This window comes from Streptosporangium sp. NPDC000509, from assembly GCF_042898365.1.
GTDB lineage: Bacteria > Actinomycetota > Actinomycetes > Streptosporangiales > Streptosporangiaceae > Streptosporangium.
The window spans coordinates 340,503-358,561 of the sequence record NZ_JBIAYX010000001.1 but is presented as its reverse complement, the minus strand read 5'-3'; the positions used below and the strand labels follow the sequence as shown (position 1 = coordinate 358,561).

Genomic DNA, 18,059 nt, shown 5'->3' with positions numbered 1-18,059 from the left:
ATCAGCCGTTCCTGATCTCGCCTCCGGTGTCCGTGTCCTGGCCCGGTCCGTTGATCACTCCGGCGTTCGTGACCTTGCTCTCGGGGGCCGTCCCGGCGTTGGGGTCGACCTGGTCGGGTGAGTCGCCCTGCTGCCCCTCGCCCGGCGCGGTGTCCTGCCCCGAGCCCTCGCCGCTCCCCTCACCCTGGTCCTGCTCCTCGTTCTGCCCCTGGCCGGCGGGGTCCTGCTCGGGCTTGTCGGGCTTCTCGGGTTTGTCGGGCTTGTTTTGAGGGTCCTGTGACGGCTTGGGCGACGGCTTCTCCGACGGTTCGCCCGACGGTCTGTCCCGTGGCGCGGGGTCGTCGTTCCTCGCCCTTTCCGGGGCGGGGCGACCCGAGGTCCCGCCACCGTTGTCTCGCGCGGGTACCTTCGCCTGCTCGGGCTTGTTCGAGGGCTTCTTCTCGTCGGGCGCCACGCTCGCCGACGTCGGCTGATCCCGGGGGACCGGGGGCGAGGAGTTGACGGCGACCCACGCCGCACCTCCCGCGGTCGCGGTGATGGCGAGCGTCGCCGCGACCAGGGCGGCCATCGCAGGGCGTCGCCTCCTCCGGGGAACGAAGACCGGACCCTGCTCCGGGCCGGATCCGGCGGGCACGGGAGGCGGCGGCGGTGCGGCCTCGGCCGGCGCGGTGGGTGCGCCGTCCGGACCCGGGACCGCGGCCACCACGGGAACCGCCATGGAAGATCCGGTCGACGGTCCGGTGGCGGCCCCGGCGGGCGGTGCGGTGGGCAGTTCGATGGGCATGGTCGGTTCCGGTGCGGTGCCGTTCACCAGGGAGGCGAGGTGGACCTGCACATCGCGGGCCGACATGCGTCGCGCGGGATCCTTGTGGAGCAGGCCGAAGATCACCGGGGCGAGCGGCCCGGCGAACCGCATCGGCGACGGCTCCTGGTGCATGACGGCGCTGAGCGTCGCGAGCGGGTGGGCACGCTCGAAGGGGGAGCGTCCCTCGACCGCCACGTAAAGCGTCACGCCGAGCGACCACAGGTCGGAGGCGAACTCGGCCGGCCCGCCGCTCGCCCGCTCCGGCGCGATGAACGCCGGGGTGCCGATGAGCGAGCCGGTCCTGGTGATCGAGGAGTCGCCCTCCAGGACGGCGATGCCGAAGTCGGTGAGCACCGCCCGTCCGTCCCTGGCGATCAGCACGTTGTCCGGCTTCACGTCGCGGTGCAGGACACCGGCGTGGTGGGCGGCGAGCAGCGCGCCCAGCACCTCCAGCCCGATCCGCGCCACCCGCATCGGCGGCAGCGGCCCGTCCTCCCTGACCACCGCTCCGAGCGTGCGGGACTCGATGAGCTGCATGATGATCCAGGGGCGCCCGTTCTCCTCGATCACGTCGTAGACCGTCGCCACCCCCGGGTGGCCGCCGATTCGCCCGGCGGTACGGGCCTCCCTGAGGGTCCGGACGGTGAAGACCTCACGCTCGGGACCGGTGAGGTCGGGGGATGGGACGACCTCCTTGACCGCCACCTCCCGGCCCAGGACCTCGTCCCGCGCTCGCCAGACCGTTCCCATGCCTCCTCGGCCGATGCGTTCGAGCAGGCGGTAGCGGGCTCCGATGATCCCCTGAGAATCGGTCATGGGGTGGCGAGTACCCAGGATTTACGTCGGCATTCAGGAAAGTTTGCGCAGACCAGAGCATGTTCCCTTCTTCGCGCATGAACGTGTCCACGAATCCGGTGCCGTGCTCACCCGCCGCGAACCGCGGTTGCGCGAGCAGGGCGCGCAGCAACGGGGTGACTCCTCCGCTCCTTGAAGGGAGTGGCTTCTCGTTGAGCCGCTTGCGCGACGTCGCGAAGGGCAAGCCCTGCCCTGAGGATGTTGGTCGCCGCGTTCACGTCGGCGTGCGCGACGTGTGCGCACCGCTGGCAGTGAAACTCGGCTTGGCTGACGCGGTTGTCCTTCACGCAGTGCCCGCATCGGGCACAGGTGCGGGAGGTGTTGGCGGGGTTCACCGCGATCAGCTCTCGACCGGCGCTTTCAGCTAGGGGGTCCAGTGGTAGAACCGCTGTGCCATCGCGTCGGCGGGGCCGCGCCAGGTGTCCGGGTCGTACGGTCTGACGTGCGGGGCGAGCTCCCGGCTCAGCCGCAGGAAGTCCTCGCGTCCGCCGGCCGTGGCCATCGCCTGGGCGGCGGATCCCTCGAACTCGACGTGGTGGAAGTAGAGGTCTCGGTAGCGGAACAGGTCGCGGCGCGTCACCCCGAGCGCGCGGGGCAGCTCGCCGGCGTCGGACTCGCCGAAGAGGCGGGAGACCTCGCCGGAGCCGCCGGGGGTGAGGCGGGCGACGATCAGAATCCGGTCGGGCACGGGAACTCCTCGGTGTCCGGTCGATCGGGTCAGTCCCACCGTAGGAACCGGGCCGGGCCGCTGTCGCCCGCCGCCGGCGTGAATCCGGGACTCCTCCGGGGAGGGGACCCTCTCCTCCCCTGAGGGGAGCCGTGCCCTTTTCCGGGCCCCCTTCGGGACCTTCCTTCCGGTCCTCTTCCTGGCGCCTTTTCGGCTTTTTGGTGTTTTTTCGGGACTAGGTGGAAGGCGCCTCGCGGTATGGGCGGACGCGAATGGGCCGCCCCCCGTGGGGGAGACGGCCGCCGTCGCGCGCCTGAGCCGTGTCAGCCCCGAGGGGTGGCCGCCACCAGGCCGTTCTCGTACGCGAAGATCACTATCTGGACCCGGTCGCGGACCCCGAGCTTCTGGTAGAGGTGCTGGACGTGCGACTTGATCGTGCTGTCGCCGAGCACGAGCGCGCGTGCGATCTCGTCGTTGCCGTAGCCACGTACGAGCAGGCGGAACACCTCCCGCTCCCGCTCGGTGAGCTGGTCGAGCACGGCGGTCGGCGCGGCCGAGAGCACCGGGCGCCTGGCGAACTCGTCGATGAGCTTTCGCGTCACCGAGGGCGAGAGCAGGGCGTCGCCCTCGGCGACCTCGCGCACGGCCTCCACCAGCCGGTCGGTGGGCGTGTGCTTGAGGATGAAGCCGCTGGCCCCGCTGCGCAGCGCCTCGAAGACGTGCTCGTCCTGGTCGTAGATGGTGAGGATCACGACCTTCGCGGGGTAGGCGGCACCCAGCTTGCAGATCTCCCTGGTGGCGGTGATGCCGTCCATGCGCGGCATGTTGATGTCCATCAGCACCACGTCCGGGCGGAGTGACTTGACCGACTGCACCGCCTGTAGCCCGTGCGGTGCCTCTCCGACCACGACGATGTCGGGCACCCCGTCGAAGACGGCGTGCAGGCCGCTGCGGATCAGCGGCTGGTCGTCGGCGATCAGGACGCGGATCTTCCGCATGGCTCGTCCTCTCCGGAGATGGCGGAGGTGACGGGGATGACGGCCCGGGTGGCGAACCCGCCCCCGGGCAGTGGCCCCGACTCCAGGTGGCCCCCCTGCTCCGCGACCCGCTCGGACAGACCGGACAGTCCTGTGCCGCCCCGTTCGCCGGGAACCCGCCTGCCGGGAAAGGGCACAGGAGCGGCCACGGTCATCACACCGGGGCGCGTCTCGTTGACCACCGAGACGCTCAGCTCGTCACCGAAGCAGACATCCAGGTGGACCGGGCCGGCGTTGTGCTTGAGCGCGTTCGTCAGCGCCTCCTGGGCGACACGGAACGCGGTCTTGGCGACCTCGGGTGGCACGTGGCGTTCGTCGGCGATGTTGCGCAGCCGTACGGCCAGGTCGGGGAGAGGAAAGCGCCCGGCGAGCTCGGTCAGCCTGGTCGAGAGCGGCACCCCGTCGTCACCGCGTCGAGGCTCCTGCCGGATGAGCCCGCCTGAAGGCTCCTCCAGGGGGAGGCCACCCGCCGGTCGCCTCCGGGAGAGACGGCGTGGCGGCTCCCTTCGAGACGGACCACGCGGAGGCCGCTCCCATGCGGGGTCGCCCAGCGGGTCCTTCCAGGGCGCCAGGTCGAGCCTCCCCCGTGGGAGAGACGGCTCGTGCCGCAGGGCGGCCAGTGTTTCCCGCAGGTCCTCCAGGGTCGCCTGGGCCGTCTCCTCGATGATCCGGGCCACCTGGTGTCCCGTCGTCGAGGAGCCGGACAGCCGTCTGGCCTGGAGCGCGATGACGGTCAGGCCGTGACCCACGCCGTCGTGCAGGTTGCGGGCGATCCAGCGCCGCTCGCGGAGCATCGCGCTGGTCTCGCTCCCGGTCGGCATGGTCTGGGCCGAGGTGGTCTGGGTCGGTGTGATCCGGGCCTGGCGGGGATCGGTCGTCGCCGACACGGTGGCCAGGATCACGGCCGCCGTGGAGCACAACAGGTCGGTCCAGCTCAGCTCGGAGAGGAGATAGCCGAAGAAGTCGCTCACCGGACCCACCCCGTTGGGGTCCGTTGAGATCTCCGCTGGGATCGGCTGATCAGTGGATGTGAGAGGTGCTTGCATTTCTGGGTTGTTTTGCCCCGTCGTTCCCCCATGAAAGGTGAGCGTAGTCAGAAAAGGGAGCTATATCAAGCAAATTATATGGGCCGTCACAGGCTTCGTTAAGATTCTATTCTCCGGGTAAGTGAAACGCCGATCGCGCGTCTGGAAATGTTCTCGGGCGGGCCGTCGGGAAATTCGAGGATCTCCTGTCGGCGGATACCATCGACGGGCTCCGCATTCAAGTGATCTATGAGTTCTCACAGAGAGGTCTCGGAGGTTCTTAAGGTGCGCAGACCGAATCGCATTATGTGCGGTGACTGGATATGCGGGTAAAGTGGCGTGAATCGTGATAATGAGGCATTGTGGTGATGATGTTTTGAATTAAAAGGCGAGGCGGTTTAAGTGCTGGGCGCAATGGCCCTCTCACCCCGCGCCTCTCACCCCCCGCGCCCCTCACCCCTCGATCCCCACGCCCGTGTCCTGGACCTCGGTGTCTCCGTCTCCTCGCTCCGACCTCTGTCGATGCCCCGGCCCTCCCGGTCTCCCGCGCCTTCATGCTCCCGTGCCCCGGCCCTGTGCCCTCGGCCCCGTGGCCCTGATTCCGTGTCCAGGGTGCCCGTCCCGTGCTCCCGGGTGTTCCGCGGGACAGGGGGCGGCGGGCTCCCGCACCGGAGGCCGGGAAACACCGCGGTGAGGGGACGCCTGCTCCCACCCATGGCGGAGAGGACCCCACCGAGGGGGGAGCGACGGGTTCGGTCACGTGGTGGAAGACAGACGGGCCCGCCGCGAACAGGCTGGTTCCAGAAGGCGGCGGACGGCTGCCACCGGCCAAGGGAGACCGATGCGGCGCTGCGCGATCACTTTCCAGATCAGGCCCGGCACGGAGGCGGCGGTGCGGAAACTCCTGTCGGATTACGCTCCCCCGGATTGGGAGACCTCCGACGGGACGCGTCTGCTCAGTACGTCGATCTTCATGCACGGCACCACGGTCGTCCGTGTCATCGAGATCGACGGCGATCTGCCGAGTGTGATGGCCCACCTGTCTAGGCAGCCGGGCATTCAGCGACTGGAACGCGAGCTGGACGCCTACCTCGTGGTCCCGCGCGACATGAGCGACCCGCGGGGAGCGCGCGCCTTCTTCGCGTCGGCGCTCATGGACCACGTGACCACCCGCGTCGCCGGGCCGGCCAGGAGCGAGCCTGTCCAGGCAGAGCCCGTACAGGCAGAGGCCGTCCAGGTTGAGGCGGTACGAGGGGAATCGGGCAGAGCTGAGCCGGCTGAGCCCTTCCGAGCCGATCCGGTTCGAGGGGAGCCGGTTCGATGAGCGCCCCGGCCTTCCTGATCACCGGGGCGACCGGGCAGCTCGCCGAGTCCGTGATCGAGCTGCTCGCCGGCCGGGGCGACCGGCTGCTGCTCACCGGCCGCGACAAGGACCGCCTCGACGGGCTGCGGCGACGGCACGGGGTCGTCGGACGGATCGAGACGCTGGCCACGGACGTCTCCGATCCCGAAGGCGCCCGCCTCGCCGCCGAGGAGGCGATCAGGCGTTTCGGCCGCCTCGACGGGCTGGTCCACCTGGTCGGCGGCTTCCGGGCGGGACCGCTCTTCCTGACGGACATCGGGGTCTACGAGCGGATGTTGCGCGACAACTTCCTGTCGGCGGTGATCGCCACCCAGGCGGTCCTGCCGTACCTGGGCGAGGGGGCGCGGCTGGTCTACTTCAGCACCCCGCTCGCCGGTGAGCCGCTGCCCGCGCTGTCGGCCTACACCGCCGCGAAGGCTGCCCTGGTCGCCTGGGTCCGTTCCATCGCGCACGAGGTGAAGCGGAGCGGCATCCATGCCAACACGGTCGTCATGACCGTGGCGGACACACCGGACAAGCGCCGGGAACGGCCCGGGATGAACTTCGACCACACCGTCACCCCCGAGCTGGTCGCCAGGGTCGTGGGGTTCCTCACCTGCGAGGAGTCGGACGGCCTGTACGGCAGCTGCGTCCCGGTGCTGGGCCGGTTCGAGTTCACCTCCGAGCTGGGCGGACCGCCGCCCGGTGCGGGAGGTCCCCGATGAGGGCCAGGATCGTCTTCCTGATCAGGGTGCCCGACGAGCGGCGAGAGGACTTCCTGGCCGCCTACGAGAAGATCCGCTACCAGGTGTCCGCAGGTGTCCCCGGCCACCTGAGGGACCAGGTCTGCCAGTCGGCCACCGACCCCGAGCAGTGGCTCATCACCAGTGAGTGGCGCGAACTGGCCGACTTCCTCACCTGGGAGGCGACCGAGGAACACCGCGAACTCGTCGGGCCCATGCGCGAGTGCATGACCGAGGCCCGTTCCCTGCGCTTCCTGATCCGCGAGGAGACGGGGGCGGCCTTACCGTCTCCCGAGGGGACGGCGGCCGTACCGCTTCCCGAGGGGACGGCGGCGGCCGTACCGCTCTCGGAGGGGACGGAGGACGGCCATGCCGTCCCCGGAGGGGCGCCGCCCGCCGGGGGGACGGCGGTGGCCGTGTCACTCCCTGAGGAGGCGGCCGTGCCGTCCGCGGGGAAGGCGAAGGCCGTCGTGGCCGCCGCCGTCGCGCGGGAGCCGTCGTGAGGGTGGCCGTCGTCGGGGGCGGCATCGGCGGGCTGAGCGCGGCGCTGGCGCTGCGGGCCGCGGGAGCCGAGGTCACCGTGTACGAACGCGTCACCGAACCGTGTGCCGCGCGGGCGGGACACGGCCTGGTGCTCTGGCACAACGCCGTACTTGCACTGCGCGCGCTCGGTGTGGGGCCCGAGGTCGAAAAGATCGGTCACGAGCTTCACCGGCATCGCTTTCTGGACGCGCGTGGCAGAAGGATCGCGGAGTGGTCGATGGCGCGCATGGCGGGGCGTCTCGGCGCCCCCGTCTACGGCGTCGGCCGCCCCCACCTGCACGCGCTCCTCGCCGACCGGGTGGGGGACGACCTCGTGACCGGCTTCCGGTTCACCGGTTTCACCGCGACCGGGGACGGCGTCGTCGTCCGGTTCGGCGAGGGCCGCGAGGAGCGGGCGGACCTGCTCGTCGGCGCGGACGGGCTGCGCTCGGCCGTACGTGCCGCACTGCTCCCCGGTGACCCTCCGCCCCGATACGCCGGGTTCACCGCCTTCCAGGGGGTGATCAGGCTGCCCGGCTCCGGGATGCCCGAGCACACCTTCCTCAGCACGTGGGGCCGAGGCCGGTGGTTCGTCTGCTACCGGCTCTCCGACGACCACGTCTACTGGGACGGGGTGCTGGGCGACCGGGTCGCGCCGCGGCTCGGCGAGAGCCCTCTCGGCCTGCTGGCCGCGGAGTTCGACGGCTGGCCCGACCCGATTCCCGGCCTGATCGCCGCCACCGGGGCCGACGACGTCACCCCGGTGCACGTCTTCGACCGTCCTCCGCTGCGGCGTTGGAGCCACGGCCGGGTGACGCTGCTGGGGGACGCGGCTCATCCGATGACGTTCAACCTCGGCCAGGGGGCCGGACAGGCGATCGAGGACGCGCTCGTCCTGGGCGAGGAGCTCGCGGGCGGCGACGTTCCGGCGGCACTCGCCGCCTACGAGGCCCGCAGGGTGGAACGCACCACCCGGATGGTCCGGCGGTCGCGGGCCAACGGCGAGCTCACCCGCTGGCGGCACCCGATCGCCTGCGCGGCACGCGACGCGTTCATGCGCCTGACGTTCGACCGGCTGGTGTACCGCGAGACGTACCGGCTCACCATGGCCGTCGACTTCACCCGAGACGCGGGCGCCATCGGAGCCGGGAGGTCCGCTGGCGGCGGAGACCTCACGGCGGAGGGGAGTGAGACGTGACCAGACTCGCGGGGGAGCCCGGGCTGCCCACGGGCGTGAGCCGCACCGCGGTGGTGATCACCCAGGCGCGGGAGGCGGAGAGCGCGCGGCCCGACCGGCTCTTCGACGATCCACTCGCGGGCCCGCTCGCCGACGCGGCCGGGCGGATCACCGGGATTAGTGAGGCGGGCCGGCACGCGGCCGAGCACTTCGTCCTGCGCACCCGCTTCTTCGACGACCGGCTGCGCGAGGCCGCGGAGGCGGGCCTGCGGCAGGTGGTCCTGCTCGCCGCAGGCCTGGACACCCGCGCCTTCCGGCTGAAATGGCCAGAAGGCACCCGCCTGTTCGAGGTCGACCTGCCGGACCTGATCTCCTTCAAGGAGAAGGCGCTCGCCGACCAAAGGGCCCGGCCCGCCTGCGATCGCGCGGTCGTCCCCGCCGACCTGCGCGAGGGCTGGCCGTCGGCGCTGCTGTCCGCGGGCCTCGATCCGGACGCGCCGACCGCCTGGCTGATCGAGGGCGTGCTGATGTACCTCACGCCTGACGAGGCGGGGCGTGTGCTCGGCCGGGTCTCCGAGCTGTCGCCCCCCGGGAGCAGGCTCGCCGTCGAGCATGTCAACAAGGCGTACGCCGAACTGCCGCAGATGCGGCCCGCGATGGGCAGGCTCGCCTCCACCCGGGCCGCCTGGCGGTCGGCCGTCGAAGACCCGTCCGCCTGGCTGGCCCGGTACGGGTGGCGTGCCACGGTGACCCACCAGGCCGGCCTCGCCCGGGCGCTGGGCCGTCCCGTCCCGGTGATGGCGGATCCCCGGACGGTCGGCTCGGCCCGGATCTGGCTGGTGGACGCCCTGCGAGACGAAGTGCGAGACGAAGAAGGACACCGACCGACGACAGGAGCCGATGACGATGCCGTTCACCGATGAGAACGTACGCGAACTGCTGCTCTGTGTGGGCCTGGACCCCGCGGCCGGGGACGAGGCCCTGGAACTCACCTTCGACGCGCTGGACCTCGACTCCCTGGCCAGGGTGGAGATCGCCACCCGCATCCAGGACCGGTTCGGCGTGGACGTGGAGGAGGAGCTGACGGCCCAGACCACGCCGTCCCTGATGAGAGAACTCGTGACCGAGCGGCTGGCGGCGACGGGCGCCTGACCGGCGTCTTCTGAGGAGGCGAACGCACATCATGATCGGACACACCGACAACACGATCGAGATCGACGCTCCCATCGGATTCGTCTGGGACCTGACGAACGACGTCCGGGCCTGGCCGGAGCTCTTCTCCGAGTACGCCAAGGTGGAGGTCCTCACCGAGTCGGACGACTCGGTGACCTTCCGGCTCACCATGCACCCCGACGAGCTGGACCGCGTCTGGTCCTGGGTGTCGGAGCGCTCCTGGGACCGCGACACCTGGACGGTGAGGGCGCGCCGGGTGGAGACCGGGCCGTTCGAGTTCATGAACATCACCTGGGTCTACGAGGAGCTCGGCCCCGACCGTACCCGCATGCGCTGGGTGCAGGACTTCCACATGAGGCCCGAGGCGCCGGTCGACACCCGGGAGATGACCGGCCGGATCAACGCCGGCTCCGCGGTCCAGATGTCGTTGATCAAGGAGAAGGTGGAGAGACGCCGCCGGCGCGTCGTGGGGTTTCACGACGTGCCGTCCAACACCAGGCGCGGCGGCGACCTGCGCACCCTGGTCTCCCCGGCGACCTGCGGTTCCTCGTCGGGCTTCTGCGGGGCCGTGCGCCTGGCGCCCGGCGAGGGCGTCTGTGAGCACTACCACCCCTACTCCGAGGAGTACGTGTTCGTCGCGACCGGGACGCTCAGGGTGGACCTCGACGGCGAGCCGCTCACCGTCGGCGCCGAGCAGGCGCTGCTCATCCCCCGCCGGGTGAGGCACCGCCTCACCAACGTCGGCGACGACGACGCGCTCGTGGTCTTCCAGCTCAGCCCGCTCGCCCCGAGGCCCGAACTCGGGCACGTGGACACCGAGCCCTGTCCGGAGGCGGTGGGAAGGTGAGACGGGTCGTCGTCACCGGCATCGGGGTGATCGCCCCTGGCGGGGTGGGCCGGGAGCGGTTCTGGAACCGGATCGTGGACGGCAGGCCGGCCGTCCGCCGGATCACCGCCTTCGACCCGTCTCCGTTCCGCTCCCGGATCGCGGCCGAGGTCGACTTCGACCCGGCCGCCCACGGTCTCACCGCGCGTGAGGTCCGGCGCATGGACCGCTTCGTCCAGCTCGCCGTCGCCTGCGCCGACGAGGCGGTGGCCGACTCCGGCCTCGACCTCGGCGCGGCCGATCCCGAGCGGGCCGGGGTGAGCCTCGGCTCGGCGGTCGGGGCCACCGTCACCCTGGAGGAGGAGTACGTGGTCGCGAGCGACCGCGGCAGGGACTGGGAGGTGGATCACCGCCACCTGAAGCCGTTCGTTCACCAGGCGCTGGTGCCCTCCAGCGCGGCGGCCGAGCTGGCGGTCCGGTTCGGCCTGAACGGCCCGGCCGCCGTCGTCTCGACCGGCTGCACCTCCGGCATCGACGCCATCGGCCGGGCGTACCGGCTCGTCCAGGACGGCGAGGCGGACATGATGCTCGCGGGGGCGTCGGACGCGCCGATCTCCCCGATCACCGTGGCGTGCTTCGACGCCATCCGCGCGACCAGCCCGGACAACGCCGAACCGGAGACGGCCTCGCGGCCCTTCGACGCCGGGCGGAAGGGCTTCGTCCTCGGTGAGGGCGCGGCGGTGCTGGTGGTGGAGGAGCTGGAGCACGCCCGGCGGCGCGGTGCCCGGGTGTACTGCGAGATCACCGGCTACGCCGCGCGGGCCAACGGCTTCCACATGACCGGGCTGCGGCCCGACGGCCTGGAACTGGGCAGGGCGATCGGCCACGCGCTCGACCAGGCGAGACTCAACCCCGAGGACATCGGCTACGTCAACGCCCACGGGTCGGGGACCAGGCAGAACGACCGGCACGAGACGGCCGCCTACAAACGGAGTCTCGGCGAGCACGCCCGGCGGGTGCCGATCAGCTCGATCAAGTCGGTGATCGGCCACTCGCTCGGTGCGATCGGCTCGATCGAGATGGCGGCCTGCGCCCTGGTCCTGCAGCGGGGCGTGATCCCGCCCACGGCCAACCTGACCGTCCCCGACCCTGAGTGCGACCTGGACTACACGCCCCTGGTCGCGCGGGAGGTGACCGCCGGGCACGCGCTCTCCGCGGGCAGCGGCTTCGGCGGGTTCCAGTCCGCGATGATCTTCTCTGAGCCGGGGGCGGTCCGATGAGCGACCGCAGGGCGGTGATCACCGGGCTCGGCGTGGTCGCCCCGACGGGTGTCGGCGCGGCCGGGCACTGGAAGGGGTCCCTGTCCGGGCGGAGCCGGATCGGCCCGGTGACGTCGTTCGACGCCTCGGGGTCGCCGGTCAGGCTGGCGGGGGAGGTCACCGGTTTCGACGAGCGCGAGTTCGTCGACAGCAAGCTGCTGGTGCAGACCGACCGGTGGACCTGGTTCGCCCTCGCCGCCACCCGGCTCGCCCTGGCCGACGCCGCCCTCGACCCCGCCAAAGAGGATCCGTTCGACCTGTCGGTGGTGACCGCCGCCGCCTCGGGAGGAAACGCCTTCGGTCAGCGGGAGATCCAGACGCTGTGGCGGAAGGGGCCACGAGCGGTGAGCGCCTACCAGTCCATCGGCTGGTTCTACGCCGCGAGCACCGGCCAGCTGTCCATCGCTCACCGGCTCAAGGGCGCCTGCGGGGTGCTGGTCGCGGACGCGGCGGGGGCGATCGACGCGCTCGCCGAGGCGGCACGGCTGATCCGCGCGGGCACCGAGGTCGTCGTGACCGGGGGCACCGAGGCGCCGCTGTCGCCGTACGCGCTCGTCTGCCAGGCCGGTGAGGCGACGGTGAACCGCTCGGCCGACCCCGCCGCGGCCTACCGGCCCTTCGCGCCCGACGCGGCCGGGCATGTTCCCGGCGAGGGAGGTGCGATCCTCATCGTGGAGGACCGGCACAGCGCCTTGGGCCGGGGCGCCCCGACCGTCTACGCCGAGATCGCCGGGACCGCCTCCACCCACGACGCCCACCACGTGAGCGACCCGGCCCCCGGCCACCGTCAGTACGCCAGGGCGATGCGCGAGGCGATCGCCCGGGCCGGGCTCGGCGTGGACGACGTCGGCGTGGTTTTCGCGGACGGGGCGGGAGACGTGGTCAGGGACTCCCTTGAGGTGGCGGCGCTGCGGGAGGTGTTCGGGGATCGTCGCGTGCCGGTGACGGTGCCCAAGACGATGACCGGCCGCCTGTGCTCAGGCGGTGCGGCCCTCGACCTCGCCTGGGCGGCTATGACGCTGACCGAAGGGGTGATCCCGCCGACCGTCGGCACCGTCGCTCCCGAGGGCGTGGACCTGGTCACCGAGCCCAGGGGGGTGGAAGGACTCTCGTCCGCGCTGGTCGTGGCCCGAGGCTCCGGCGGCTTCAACTCCGCGGCGGTGCTGACCGCTGTCTGACGGCTCGGGACGAACCCTCCCCGAGGTCCGTGAAAGGGAAGCGTGGACGGCCACCGGCTTCACAGCCGGTGGCCGTTTCGTTGTCCGGTGACCCCGGCCCCGGCCCCGGCCGACCCTCGTCCGGCGCGAGTCCGGAACGTTATGCCCGGCGGCCTCGATCCGCGGCTCTCGGGGTGATCCGGTGACCCCGGCCCCGGCCGACTCTCACTCACCCCCGGTCGACCCGCTCCCGGGCCCTCACCCCGGACCTGTGGTCCGGGGCCGCAGGTCCGGAGGCGGGTCCTAGACAGGTTCCGGGATTCGGGTGGGCTCGGGGTTCTCCCACCTCAACGGCGAGGGCTCCACCCGCAGGATCCGGGCGGCCCAGACGGGCAGCCACCAGTTCCACCGGCCCATCATCGCGACCACGGCCGGGACCAGGACGCCGCGGATGAGGGTGGCGTCCAGGAAGACGCCGAGGGCCAGACCGCTCGCGAACACCTTCACGTCCAGCTCGGGGGTCATGGCGAGCGCCGCGAAGGAGACGAACAGGATCAGCGCCGCCGAGGTGACCAGCCGGCCGGTGCGGCCCACCCCCTCGATCACCGCCTGCTCCGTGCTGCCGGACCTGTCGTACTCCTCGCGCATCCTGGCCAGGATGAACACCTCGTAGTCCATGCTCAGGCCGTACAGGAAGGCGAAGATGACGAGCGGCACGAACTCGCCGATCGAGCCGGTCGGCTGGATGTCCAGCAGTTCCCTGGTTCCCCAGCCGAACTGCCACAGCACCACCATCGCGCCGATCACCGCGCCCAGCGAGAGCAGGTTGAGCGCGATCGCCTTCAGCGGCAGCAGCAGCGAGCGGAACGCCCGCGCCAGCATGACGAAGGTGACCAGCGCGATCAGGCCGAGCATCCAGGGAAACGCCCCGTAGGCGTGCTCCTGGAAGTCCATGCTCTGCGCCGCGTTGCCGCCGACGCGCGCGGTGACCGGCACCGCCTCGCGCACCCGGGTGATGGTCGCCTCGCCGGCCTCGGTGCCGTTCTCCGAGATCGGAAGCACGGTGATGACGGCGGTGCCCTCGCGGCGCCAGGACGGGTCGTCGGGGGCGAGCACCGTGGACACGCCCTCCACGTTCCTGATCCGTTCGGCGGCCTGGGCGGGGTCACCGCTCACCAGGACGTCGAACGGGGTGATCGAGCCCGCGGGGACGCCCGCCTGGCGCAGCGCGGAGAGTCCTTCGGCGCCGGGGCCGGTGGTCAGCAGGTTCCCGCTCGCGGGCAGGCCGAGGTTGACGCTCAGCGCGGTCACCGTCAGCGCCGTCAGCAACCCGCCGGTGAGCAGGGCGGCGAGCAGGCGCATCCGCACCACGCCGCGGGCCCACGCCGACCAGGCCCGTCCGGCTCGCGCCTCGCGCTGGAAGGGAGCCCCGTCCCGGCCCGCGCGGGTGCGCCTGCGGTCGAGTCGCCGGCCGGTCAGGGCGAGCAGCACCGGCAGCACGGTGAGTGTGGTGGCCACGCTCGTCGCCGCGATGATCATCCCGGCGAGGCCGAGGCTGCGCAGGAACGGCACCGGCAGCACCACCATGGTCACCAGGCCGACCGCGACCGCCGCGCCGCTGAACAGCACCGCCCGTCCCGCGCCCGCCATGGCCCGGTGCACGGCCTCGTCGCCGCGGTGCCCGTTCGCCCGCTCCTCACGCCAGCGGGCCACCAGCAGCAGCGAGTAGTCGATCGCGATGCCCAGGCCGAGCAGGGGCATCGTGGTGAGGGCCACGTCGTGCACGGTCATCACCAGCGTGAGCAGCAGGATCACGACGAACGACAGGAAGACGGACAGGACCGAGATGAGGAGCGGTACGAAGGCTAGTGCCGAGCGGAACACCAGCAGCAGGACCACCACCGCGGCGAGCACGCCGACACCGATCTTGGTGGGCACGTCCACCCCGCCCGCGTCCACGCTCGGCGCGAGGGCGTCCAGGCCCGTCACGTGCACGCTCGTGCCCGCCGGCAGCACCGGGATCATCGCCTTGACGATGACCGGGCTCTCGTCCGGTGTCTCCCCGAGGCCCCCGCCCGGAGGGCTGCCGTCGGAGTAGGTGCCGGGGAAGACGAGTCCGAAGGTGGTCCGGCCGTCGGTGCCGATCAGCCGGGGATCGCCGGTGCTCGCGTAGGAGACCACGCGGGCCTTGGGCAGTTCGGCGGAGACGGCGGCGAAGGCGCGACCGAGGATCTCCCTGTTGTCTTCGGCCCGCATTCCCTCAGGAAGCACGACAACTGGAACAAATGGCCGCTGATATCCACCATTCCCATAGATTCTGACTATTTCCTGGTTGGCCTCGAAGGCGGGCATTCCGGGATGCGAATACTCCTCGGAGAGCCGCTGGATCGCGATCGGCGTCGCGCCCAGGCCCACCAGGAATCCCAGCACGGTCAGCAGGGCGACCAGTCCCTTGCGCCGCAGTACGAAAACCGAGATTCTCTCCATGGCCTCCAGTGCAACAAAATGATCTTCAATGGTTGTGTGCCCGCCCTTAGAGCGGCATGTGAATCACTCTTCACAGAGTTTTCTATGGTCTTTTCAAGATCTTCCGAGTGAAACTTGTCGGGTGAACCGAATACTGGTCGTAGACGACGAGCCCTACCTCGCCGACCTCGTCGCAACCGCGCTTCGCTACGAGGGGTTCGAGACGGCGATCGCGGGGACGGGGGCCGCGGCGGTGTCGCTGGCCGAGACCTTCGGTCCCGACCTGATCGTCCTGGACGTGATGCTGCCTGACGTGCTCGGCACCGAGGTCTGCCACCGGATCAGGTCGAAGGGCTCCGAGGTGCCCGTGGTCTTCCTCACCGCCCTCGACGCCACGGAGGACAAGATCGGCGGGCTCACCGTGGGAGGTGACGACTACGTCACCAAACCGTTCAGCCTGGAGGAGCTGATCGCGAGGATCCGCGCCGTGCTGCGCAGGACCAGGCGGGCCGGCGCCGAGGAGAGCAGGGTGACCTTCGCCGACCTCGTCATCGAGGAGGACGCCCACGAGGTGTGGCGCGACGGCCGGCGCGTCGACCTCACCCCGACGGAGTTCAAGCTACTGCGCTTCCTGGCGGCCAACGCCGGCAAGGTCGTCTCCAAACGGCAGATCCTCGACCACGTGTGGGAGTACGACTTCGGCGGCAACGACGGGGTCGTGCAGACCTACATCAGCTACCTGCGCCGCAAGGTCGACGCGTCGCATCCTCCGCTCATCCACACCGTGCCCAGGGTGGGATACGTCCTGCGCCTGCCGAGGGAGGACTGATGTCGCTGCGGACCCGCCTCGTGCTCACCGTCGTGGGCCTGGTCGCGCTCGCGCTCGGGATGGCGGCGGGGGCGACGTTCGGCGCACTGCAGGACTGGCGTGGTCACGGCGGCGCCAGGCTGCTCGTCCTGCCCACCCCCGAGGCGCTCATGGCCGCCTCCGACGATCTGGTCGAACGCGTCGCCCTCGTCATGATCGGCTCCTCGGCGTTCGCGCTCGTCTGCCTGACCCTGCTCGCCACCCACCTGATCCGCCGGGGACTGCGCCCGCTGGACCGCATCGTCGAGACCGCGGCGGCGATCGGCGAAGGCAACCTGGATCGCCGCATCGAGGCGGCGCCCATCACCGGGGAGGTGGGCCGCCTCGGCCACGCGCTCAACCAGATGCTCGCCCAGATCGAGGAGGCGTTCCGCGAGAGGGAGGCGTCGGAGGACCGGCTGCGCCGCTTCGTCGCCGACGCCTCCCACGAGCTGCGCACCCCGATCGCCTCCATCCGCGGTTACGCCGAGCTGTTCCGGCGCGGCGCGGACACCCGGCCGGAGGACCTGGCCAAGGCGATGCGCAGGATCGAGGCCGAGGCGACCCGGATGGGCTCCCTGGTCGACGAGATGCTGCTGCTGGCCCGCCTCGACCAGGGCCGCCCTCTGGAGCGCGTCCCGGTGGAGCTCACCGAGCTCGCCGCCGACGCGGTCGCCGACACCCTCGCCATCGAACCGCTCAGGCCGCTCTCACTGGAGTGCGAGGGCCGTGTCGAGGTGCCGGGCGACGCCGCCAGGATCCGCCAGATCGTCGGCAACCTACTGGCCAACGTGCTCAACCACACCCCCGAGGGGACGGCGGCGGTCGTCAGGATCCGGACGGACGACGAGTACGCCGTGGTCGAGGTGGCCGACGAGGGACCCGGCCTCACCGAGGAGCAGGGCGCCCTGGTCTTCGAGCGTTTCCACCGGGCCGGTCATCCCCGCGACGGCGCCCGCCAGGGGGGCGCGGGCCTCGGGCTCTCCATCGTCGCCGCCGTCGCCGCCGCGCACGGCGGCGACGCCACGGTGACCTCCCGCCCCGGCGCCGGCGCCACCTTCCGGGTACGGTTCCCGCGCGGCACGGGCGACCTCGACCTCAGCTCAGGACGTGGCGCAGCGCGGCGGTGACGAGGGCGGCCGCGGCGAGGACCACCAGGAACGGGGCGCGCAGCAGCAGCGCCACGACGGCGGCGCACATCCCCGCGGTGCGCGGCCAGTCGAGGTGCAGCGCCTGCCCCTCGCCGAAGGTCTGCACCGCGATCAACGCCGCCAGCAGGGCCACCGGGACGAGCGTCGCGAAACGCTGCACCCCCGGGTGGTCGAGGACGCGGCGCGGTGCCGACAGCCCGGCGAGCTTGAGCGCGTAACAGGCGGCGCAGGTGATGACGACGGCCCACCAGATGGTCACTTGGGTCTCCTCAGGATCACCGCGAGCACGGCCACGGACGCGAGCAGCACGGGCACGCCCGGCGGGGTGAAAGGGGTCGCGGCCAGCGCGACCGCCGCGCCGCCGCACGCGATCAGGCGCAGCGCGCGGGCCTCGGCGCCGCTCCCGGTGAGCCGGGGCCACAAAATGGCGAGGAAGGCCGCGGGACCGACGACGTCCAGGCCGAACGCCGAGGGGTCGGCCACCCACGAGGTGCCCAGCGCGCCGAGGAGGGTGGTGGCGTTCCAGGTCAGGTAGAGGCTGACGAAGGTGACGAAGAACGCCGTCCTGGCCGACTCCTCGTCCGGCTGGGCGAGGGCGACCGCCGTCGTCTCGTCGATCACTCCCTGGGCCGTCAGCGGCCTGCGCCATCCCCGGACGCCGAGCACCCCGGCCATGCGCAGGCCGTACAGGCTGTTGCGGGCGCCGAGCAGCATCGCACCGGCCGTGCCCGCGACCAGGTTGCCGCCGCCCGCGACGACGCCGACCAGGGCGAACTGCGAGGCGCCGGTGAAGGCGAACAGGCTCAGCACGCACGCCTGCGCGACGCTGAGCCCCGCGGTGACCGCCGCGGCGCCGAAGGCCACCCCTGACAGTCCGACGGCGATCCCCACGCCCAGTCCGTCCCTGATCGCGGAGGAACGAGTGGTTGTTTCCATGGGAGGCGAGC

General features: G+C 71.5%; 19 protein-coding genes. 11 read left to right on the top strand and 8 right to left on the bottom strand.

Annotation, left to right across the window (positions count from 1 at the left end; translation table 11 throughout):
* Nucleotide 1: 1 nt before the first annotated feature.
* The 5 genes from ACFY3D_RS01315 to ACFY3D_RS01295 all read right to left on the bottom strand — a co-directional run bounded on the left by ACFY3D_RS01315 (nucleotide 2) and on the right by ACFY3D_RS01295 (nucleotide 4,335).
* Nucleotides 2–1,621 carry a protein kinase gene (locus tag ACFY3D_RS01315; protein ID WP_389973390.1) on the bottom strand — a complete coding sequence of 540 codons (1,620 nt, stop codon included), beginning with the start codon at nucleotides 1,619–1,621 and terminating at the stop codon, nucleotides 2–4.
* 107 nt (nucleotides 1,622–1,728) lie between these two features.
* Nucleotides 1,729–2,037: a zinc ribbon domain-containing protein gene (locus tag ACFY3D_RS01310; RefSeq protein ID WP_389974343.1), complete on the bottom strand. Its 309-nt coding sequence runs from the start codon at nucleotides 2,035–2,037 to the stop codon at nucleotides 1,729–1,731.
* Nucleotides 2,025–2,348, bottom strand: a complete 324-nt coding sequence (locus ACFY3D_RS01305) for a TcmI family type II polyketide cyclase (protein WP_389973386.1) — start codon at nucleotides 2,346–2,348, stop codon at nucleotides 2,025–2,027. Before ACFY3D_RS01305 ends, ACFY3D_RS01310 begins: the two co-directional genes overlap by 13 nt.
* A gap of 302 nt (nucleotides 2,349–2,650) precedes the next feature.
* Nucleotides 2,651–3,325: a response regulator transcription factor gene (locus tag ACFY3D_RS01300; protein WP_350948119.1), complete on the bottom strand. Its 675-nt coding sequence runs from the start codon at nucleotides 3,323–3,325 to the stop codon at nucleotides 2,651–2,653.
* Complete coding sequence (locus ACFY3D_RS01295) at nucleotides 3,304–4,335, bottom strand: sensor histidine kinase (protein WP_389973383.1); 1,032 nt, start codon at nucleotides 4,333–4,335, stop codon at nucleotides 3,304–3,306. Before ACFY3D_RS01295 ends, ACFY3D_RS01300 begins: the two co-directional genes overlap by 22 nt.
* 895 nt (nucleotides 4,336–5,230) lie before the next feature.
* Between ACFY3D_RS01295 and ACFY3D_RS01290 the strand changes: the two genes are divergently transcribed.
* The 9 genes from ACFY3D_RS01290 to ACFY3D_RS01250 are packed head-to-tail and all read left to right on the top strand — an operon-like array spanning nucleotide 5,231 to nucleotide 12,669.
* Nucleotides 5,231–5,713 (top strand): SchA/CurD-like domain-containing protein, encoded by a 483-nt coding sequence (locus ACFY3D_RS01290; protein WP_389973380.1) that lies wholly within the window; start codon nucleotides 5,231–5,233, stop codon nucleotides 5,711–5,713.
* Nucleotides 5,710–6,456 (top strand): SDR family oxidoreductase, encoded by a 747-nt coding sequence (locus tag ACFY3D_RS01285; RefSeq protein WP_389973377.1) that lies wholly within the window; start codon nucleotides 5,710–5,712, stop codon nucleotides 6,454–6,456. Before ACFY3D_RS01290 ends, ACFY3D_RS01285 begins: the two co-directional genes overlap by 4 nt.
* Entirely contained in the window at nucleotides 6,453–6,977 is a 525-nt protein-coding gene (locus tag ACFY3D_RS01280; protein ID WP_389973374.1) for an antibiotic biosynthesis monooxygenase family protein, read from the top strand. The genes ACFY3D_RS01285 and ACFY3D_RS01280 overlap by 4 nt, the downstream gene beginning before the upstream one ends.
* On the top strand, nucleotides 6,974–8,194 hold the full coding sequence (locus ACFY3D_RS01275; RefSeq protein WP_389973371.1) for an FAD-dependent monooxygenase: 1,221 nt from the start codon (nucleotides 6,974–6,976) through the stop codon (nucleotides 8,192–8,194). Before ACFY3D_RS01280 ends, ACFY3D_RS01275 begins: the two co-directional genes overlap by 4 nt.
* Complete coding sequence (locus tag ACFY3D_RS01270; RefSeq protein WP_389973368.1) at nucleotides 8,191–9,096, top strand: SAM-dependent methyltransferase; 906 nt, start codon at nucleotides 8,191–8,193, stop codon at nucleotides 9,094–9,096. Before ACFY3D_RS01275 ends, ACFY3D_RS01270 begins: the two co-directional genes overlap by 4 nt.
* Nucleotides 9,080–9,325, top strand: a complete 246-nt coding sequence (locus ACFY3D_RS01265; protein ID WP_350948126.1) for an acyl carrier protein — start codon at nucleotides 9,080–9,082, stop codon at nucleotides 9,323–9,325. Before ACFY3D_RS01270 ends, ACFY3D_RS01265 begins: the two co-directional genes overlap by 17 nt.
* Before the next feature lie 31 nt (nucleotides 9,326–9,356).
* Nucleotides 9,357–10,193: a cupin domain-containing protein gene (locus ACFY3D_RS01260; protein WP_389973365.1), complete on the top strand. Its 837-nt coding sequence runs from the start codon at nucleotides 9,357–9,359 to the stop codon at nucleotides 10,191–10,193.
* Nucleotides 10,190–11,452, top strand: coding sequence for a beta-ketoacyl-[acyl-carrier-protein] synthase family protein (locus tag ACFY3D_RS01255; RefSeq protein WP_389973362.1), 1,263 nt, complete (start codon nucleotides 10,190–10,192; stop codon nucleotides 11,450–11,452). The genes ACFY3D_RS01260 and ACFY3D_RS01255 overlap by 4 nt, the downstream gene beginning before the upstream one ends.
* Nucleotides 11,449–12,669: a beta-ketoacyl synthase N-terminal-like domain-containing protein gene (locus tag ACFY3D_RS01250; protein ID WP_389973359.1), complete on the top strand. Its 1,221-nt coding sequence runs from the start codon at nucleotides 11,449–11,451 to the stop codon at nucleotides 12,667–12,669. The genes ACFY3D_RS01255 and ACFY3D_RS01250 overlap by 4 nt, the downstream gene beginning before the upstream one ends.
* Nucleotides 12,670–12,951: 282 nt before the next feature.
* On the opposite strand, the gene ACFY3D_RS01245 is transcribed toward ACFY3D_RS01250, so the two are convergent.
* The gene (locus tag ACFY3D_RS01245; RefSeq protein WP_389973356.1) at nucleotides 12,952–15,135 is read right to left on the bottom strand and encodes an MMPL family transporter; all 2,184 of its coding nucleotides are present in this window, start codon (nucleotides 15,133–15,135) and stop codon (nucleotides 12,952–12,954) included.
* A 121-nt stretch (nucleotides 15,136–15,256) separates the two neighbouring features.
* Here ACFY3D_RS01245 and ACFY3D_RS01240 point away from each other — a divergent pair, with 121 nt between their 5' ends.
* Together ACFY3D_RS01240 and ACFY3D_RS01235 are read left to right on the top strand one after the other, a co-directional pair.
* Nucleotides 15,257–15,943, top strand: coding sequence for a response regulator transcription factor (locus tag ACFY3D_RS01240; RefSeq protein WP_389973353.1), 687 nt, complete (start codon nucleotides 15,257–15,259; stop codon nucleotides 15,941–15,943).
* A complete protein-coding gene (locus tag ACFY3D_RS01235; RefSeq protein ID WP_389973350.1) occupies nucleotides 15,943–17,091 on the top strand; it encodes a sensor histidine kinase in 1,149 nt (382 codons plus the stop codon). Before ACFY3D_RS01240 ends, ACFY3D_RS01235 begins: the two co-directional genes overlap by 1 nt.
* Here ACFY3D_RS01235 and ACFY3D_RS01230 read toward each other — a convergent pair.
* Both ACFY3D_RS01230 and ACFY3D_RS01225 read right to left on the bottom strand, forming a co-directional pair.
* Nucleotides 17,060–17,371, bottom strand: coding sequence for an AzlD domain-containing protein (locus ACFY3D_RS01230; RefSeq protein ID WP_362895421.1), 312 nt, complete (start codon nucleotides 17,369–17,371; stop codon nucleotides 17,060–17,062). The genes ACFY3D_RS01235 and ACFY3D_RS01230 overlap by 32 nt on opposite strands.
* Nucleotides 17,368–18,048, bottom strand: a complete 681-nt coding sequence (locus tag ACFY3D_RS01225; RefSeq protein WP_350948134.1) for an AzlC family ABC transporter permease — start codon at nucleotides 18,046–18,048, stop codon at nucleotides 17,368–17,370. Before ACFY3D_RS01225 ends, ACFY3D_RS01230 begins: the two co-directional genes overlap by 4 nt.
* Between the last annotated feature and the right edge of the window lie 11 nt (nucleotides 18,049–18,059).

Coding starts and splice junctions, on each gene's coding strand:
- ACFY3D_RS01245 (WP_389973356.1), bottom strand. CDS start 15,135: ATGGAGAGAATCTCGGTTTTCGTACTGCGGCGCAAGGGACTGGTCGCC.
- ACFY3D_RS01235 (WP_389973350.1), top strand. CDS start 15,943: ATGTCGCTGCGGACCCGCCTCGTGCTCACCGTCGTGGGCCTGGTCGCG.
- ACFY3D_RS01300 (WP_350948119.1), bottom strand. CDS start 3,325: ATGCGGAAGATCCGCGTCCTGATCGCCGACGACCAGCCGCTGATCCGC.
- ACFY3D_RS01225 (WP_350948134.1), bottom strand. CDS start 18,048: ATGGAAACAACCACTCGTTCCTCCGCGATCAGGGACGGACTGGGCGTG.
- ACFY3D_RS01280 (WP_389973374.1), top strand. CDS start 6,453: ATGAGGGCCAGGATCGTCTTCCTGATCAGGGTGCCCGACGAGCGGCGA.
- ACFY3D_RS01315 (WP_389973390.1), bottom strand. CDS start 1,621: ATGACCGATTCTCAGGGGATCATCGGAGCCCGCTACCGCCTGCTCGAA.
- ACFY3D_RS01260 (WP_389973365.1), top strand. CDS start 9,357: ATGATCGGACACACCGACAACACGATCGAGATCGACGCTCCCATCGGA.
- ACFY3D_RS01290 (WP_389973380.1), top strand. CDS start 5,231: ATGCGGCGCTGCGCGATCACTTTCCAGATCAGGCCCGGCACGGAGGCG.
- ACFY3D_RS01285 (WP_389973377.1), top strand. CDS start 5,710: ATGAGCGCCCCGGCCTTCCTGATCACCGGGGCGACCGGGCAGCTCGCC.
- ACFY3D_RS01265 (WP_350948126.1), top strand. CDS start 9,080: ATGCCGTTCACCGATGAGAACGTACGCGAACTGCTGCTCTGTGTGGGC.
- ACFY3D_RS01250 (WP_389973359.1), top strand. CDS start 11,449: ATGAGCGACCGCAGGGCGGTGATCACCGGGCTCGGCGTGGTCGCCCCG.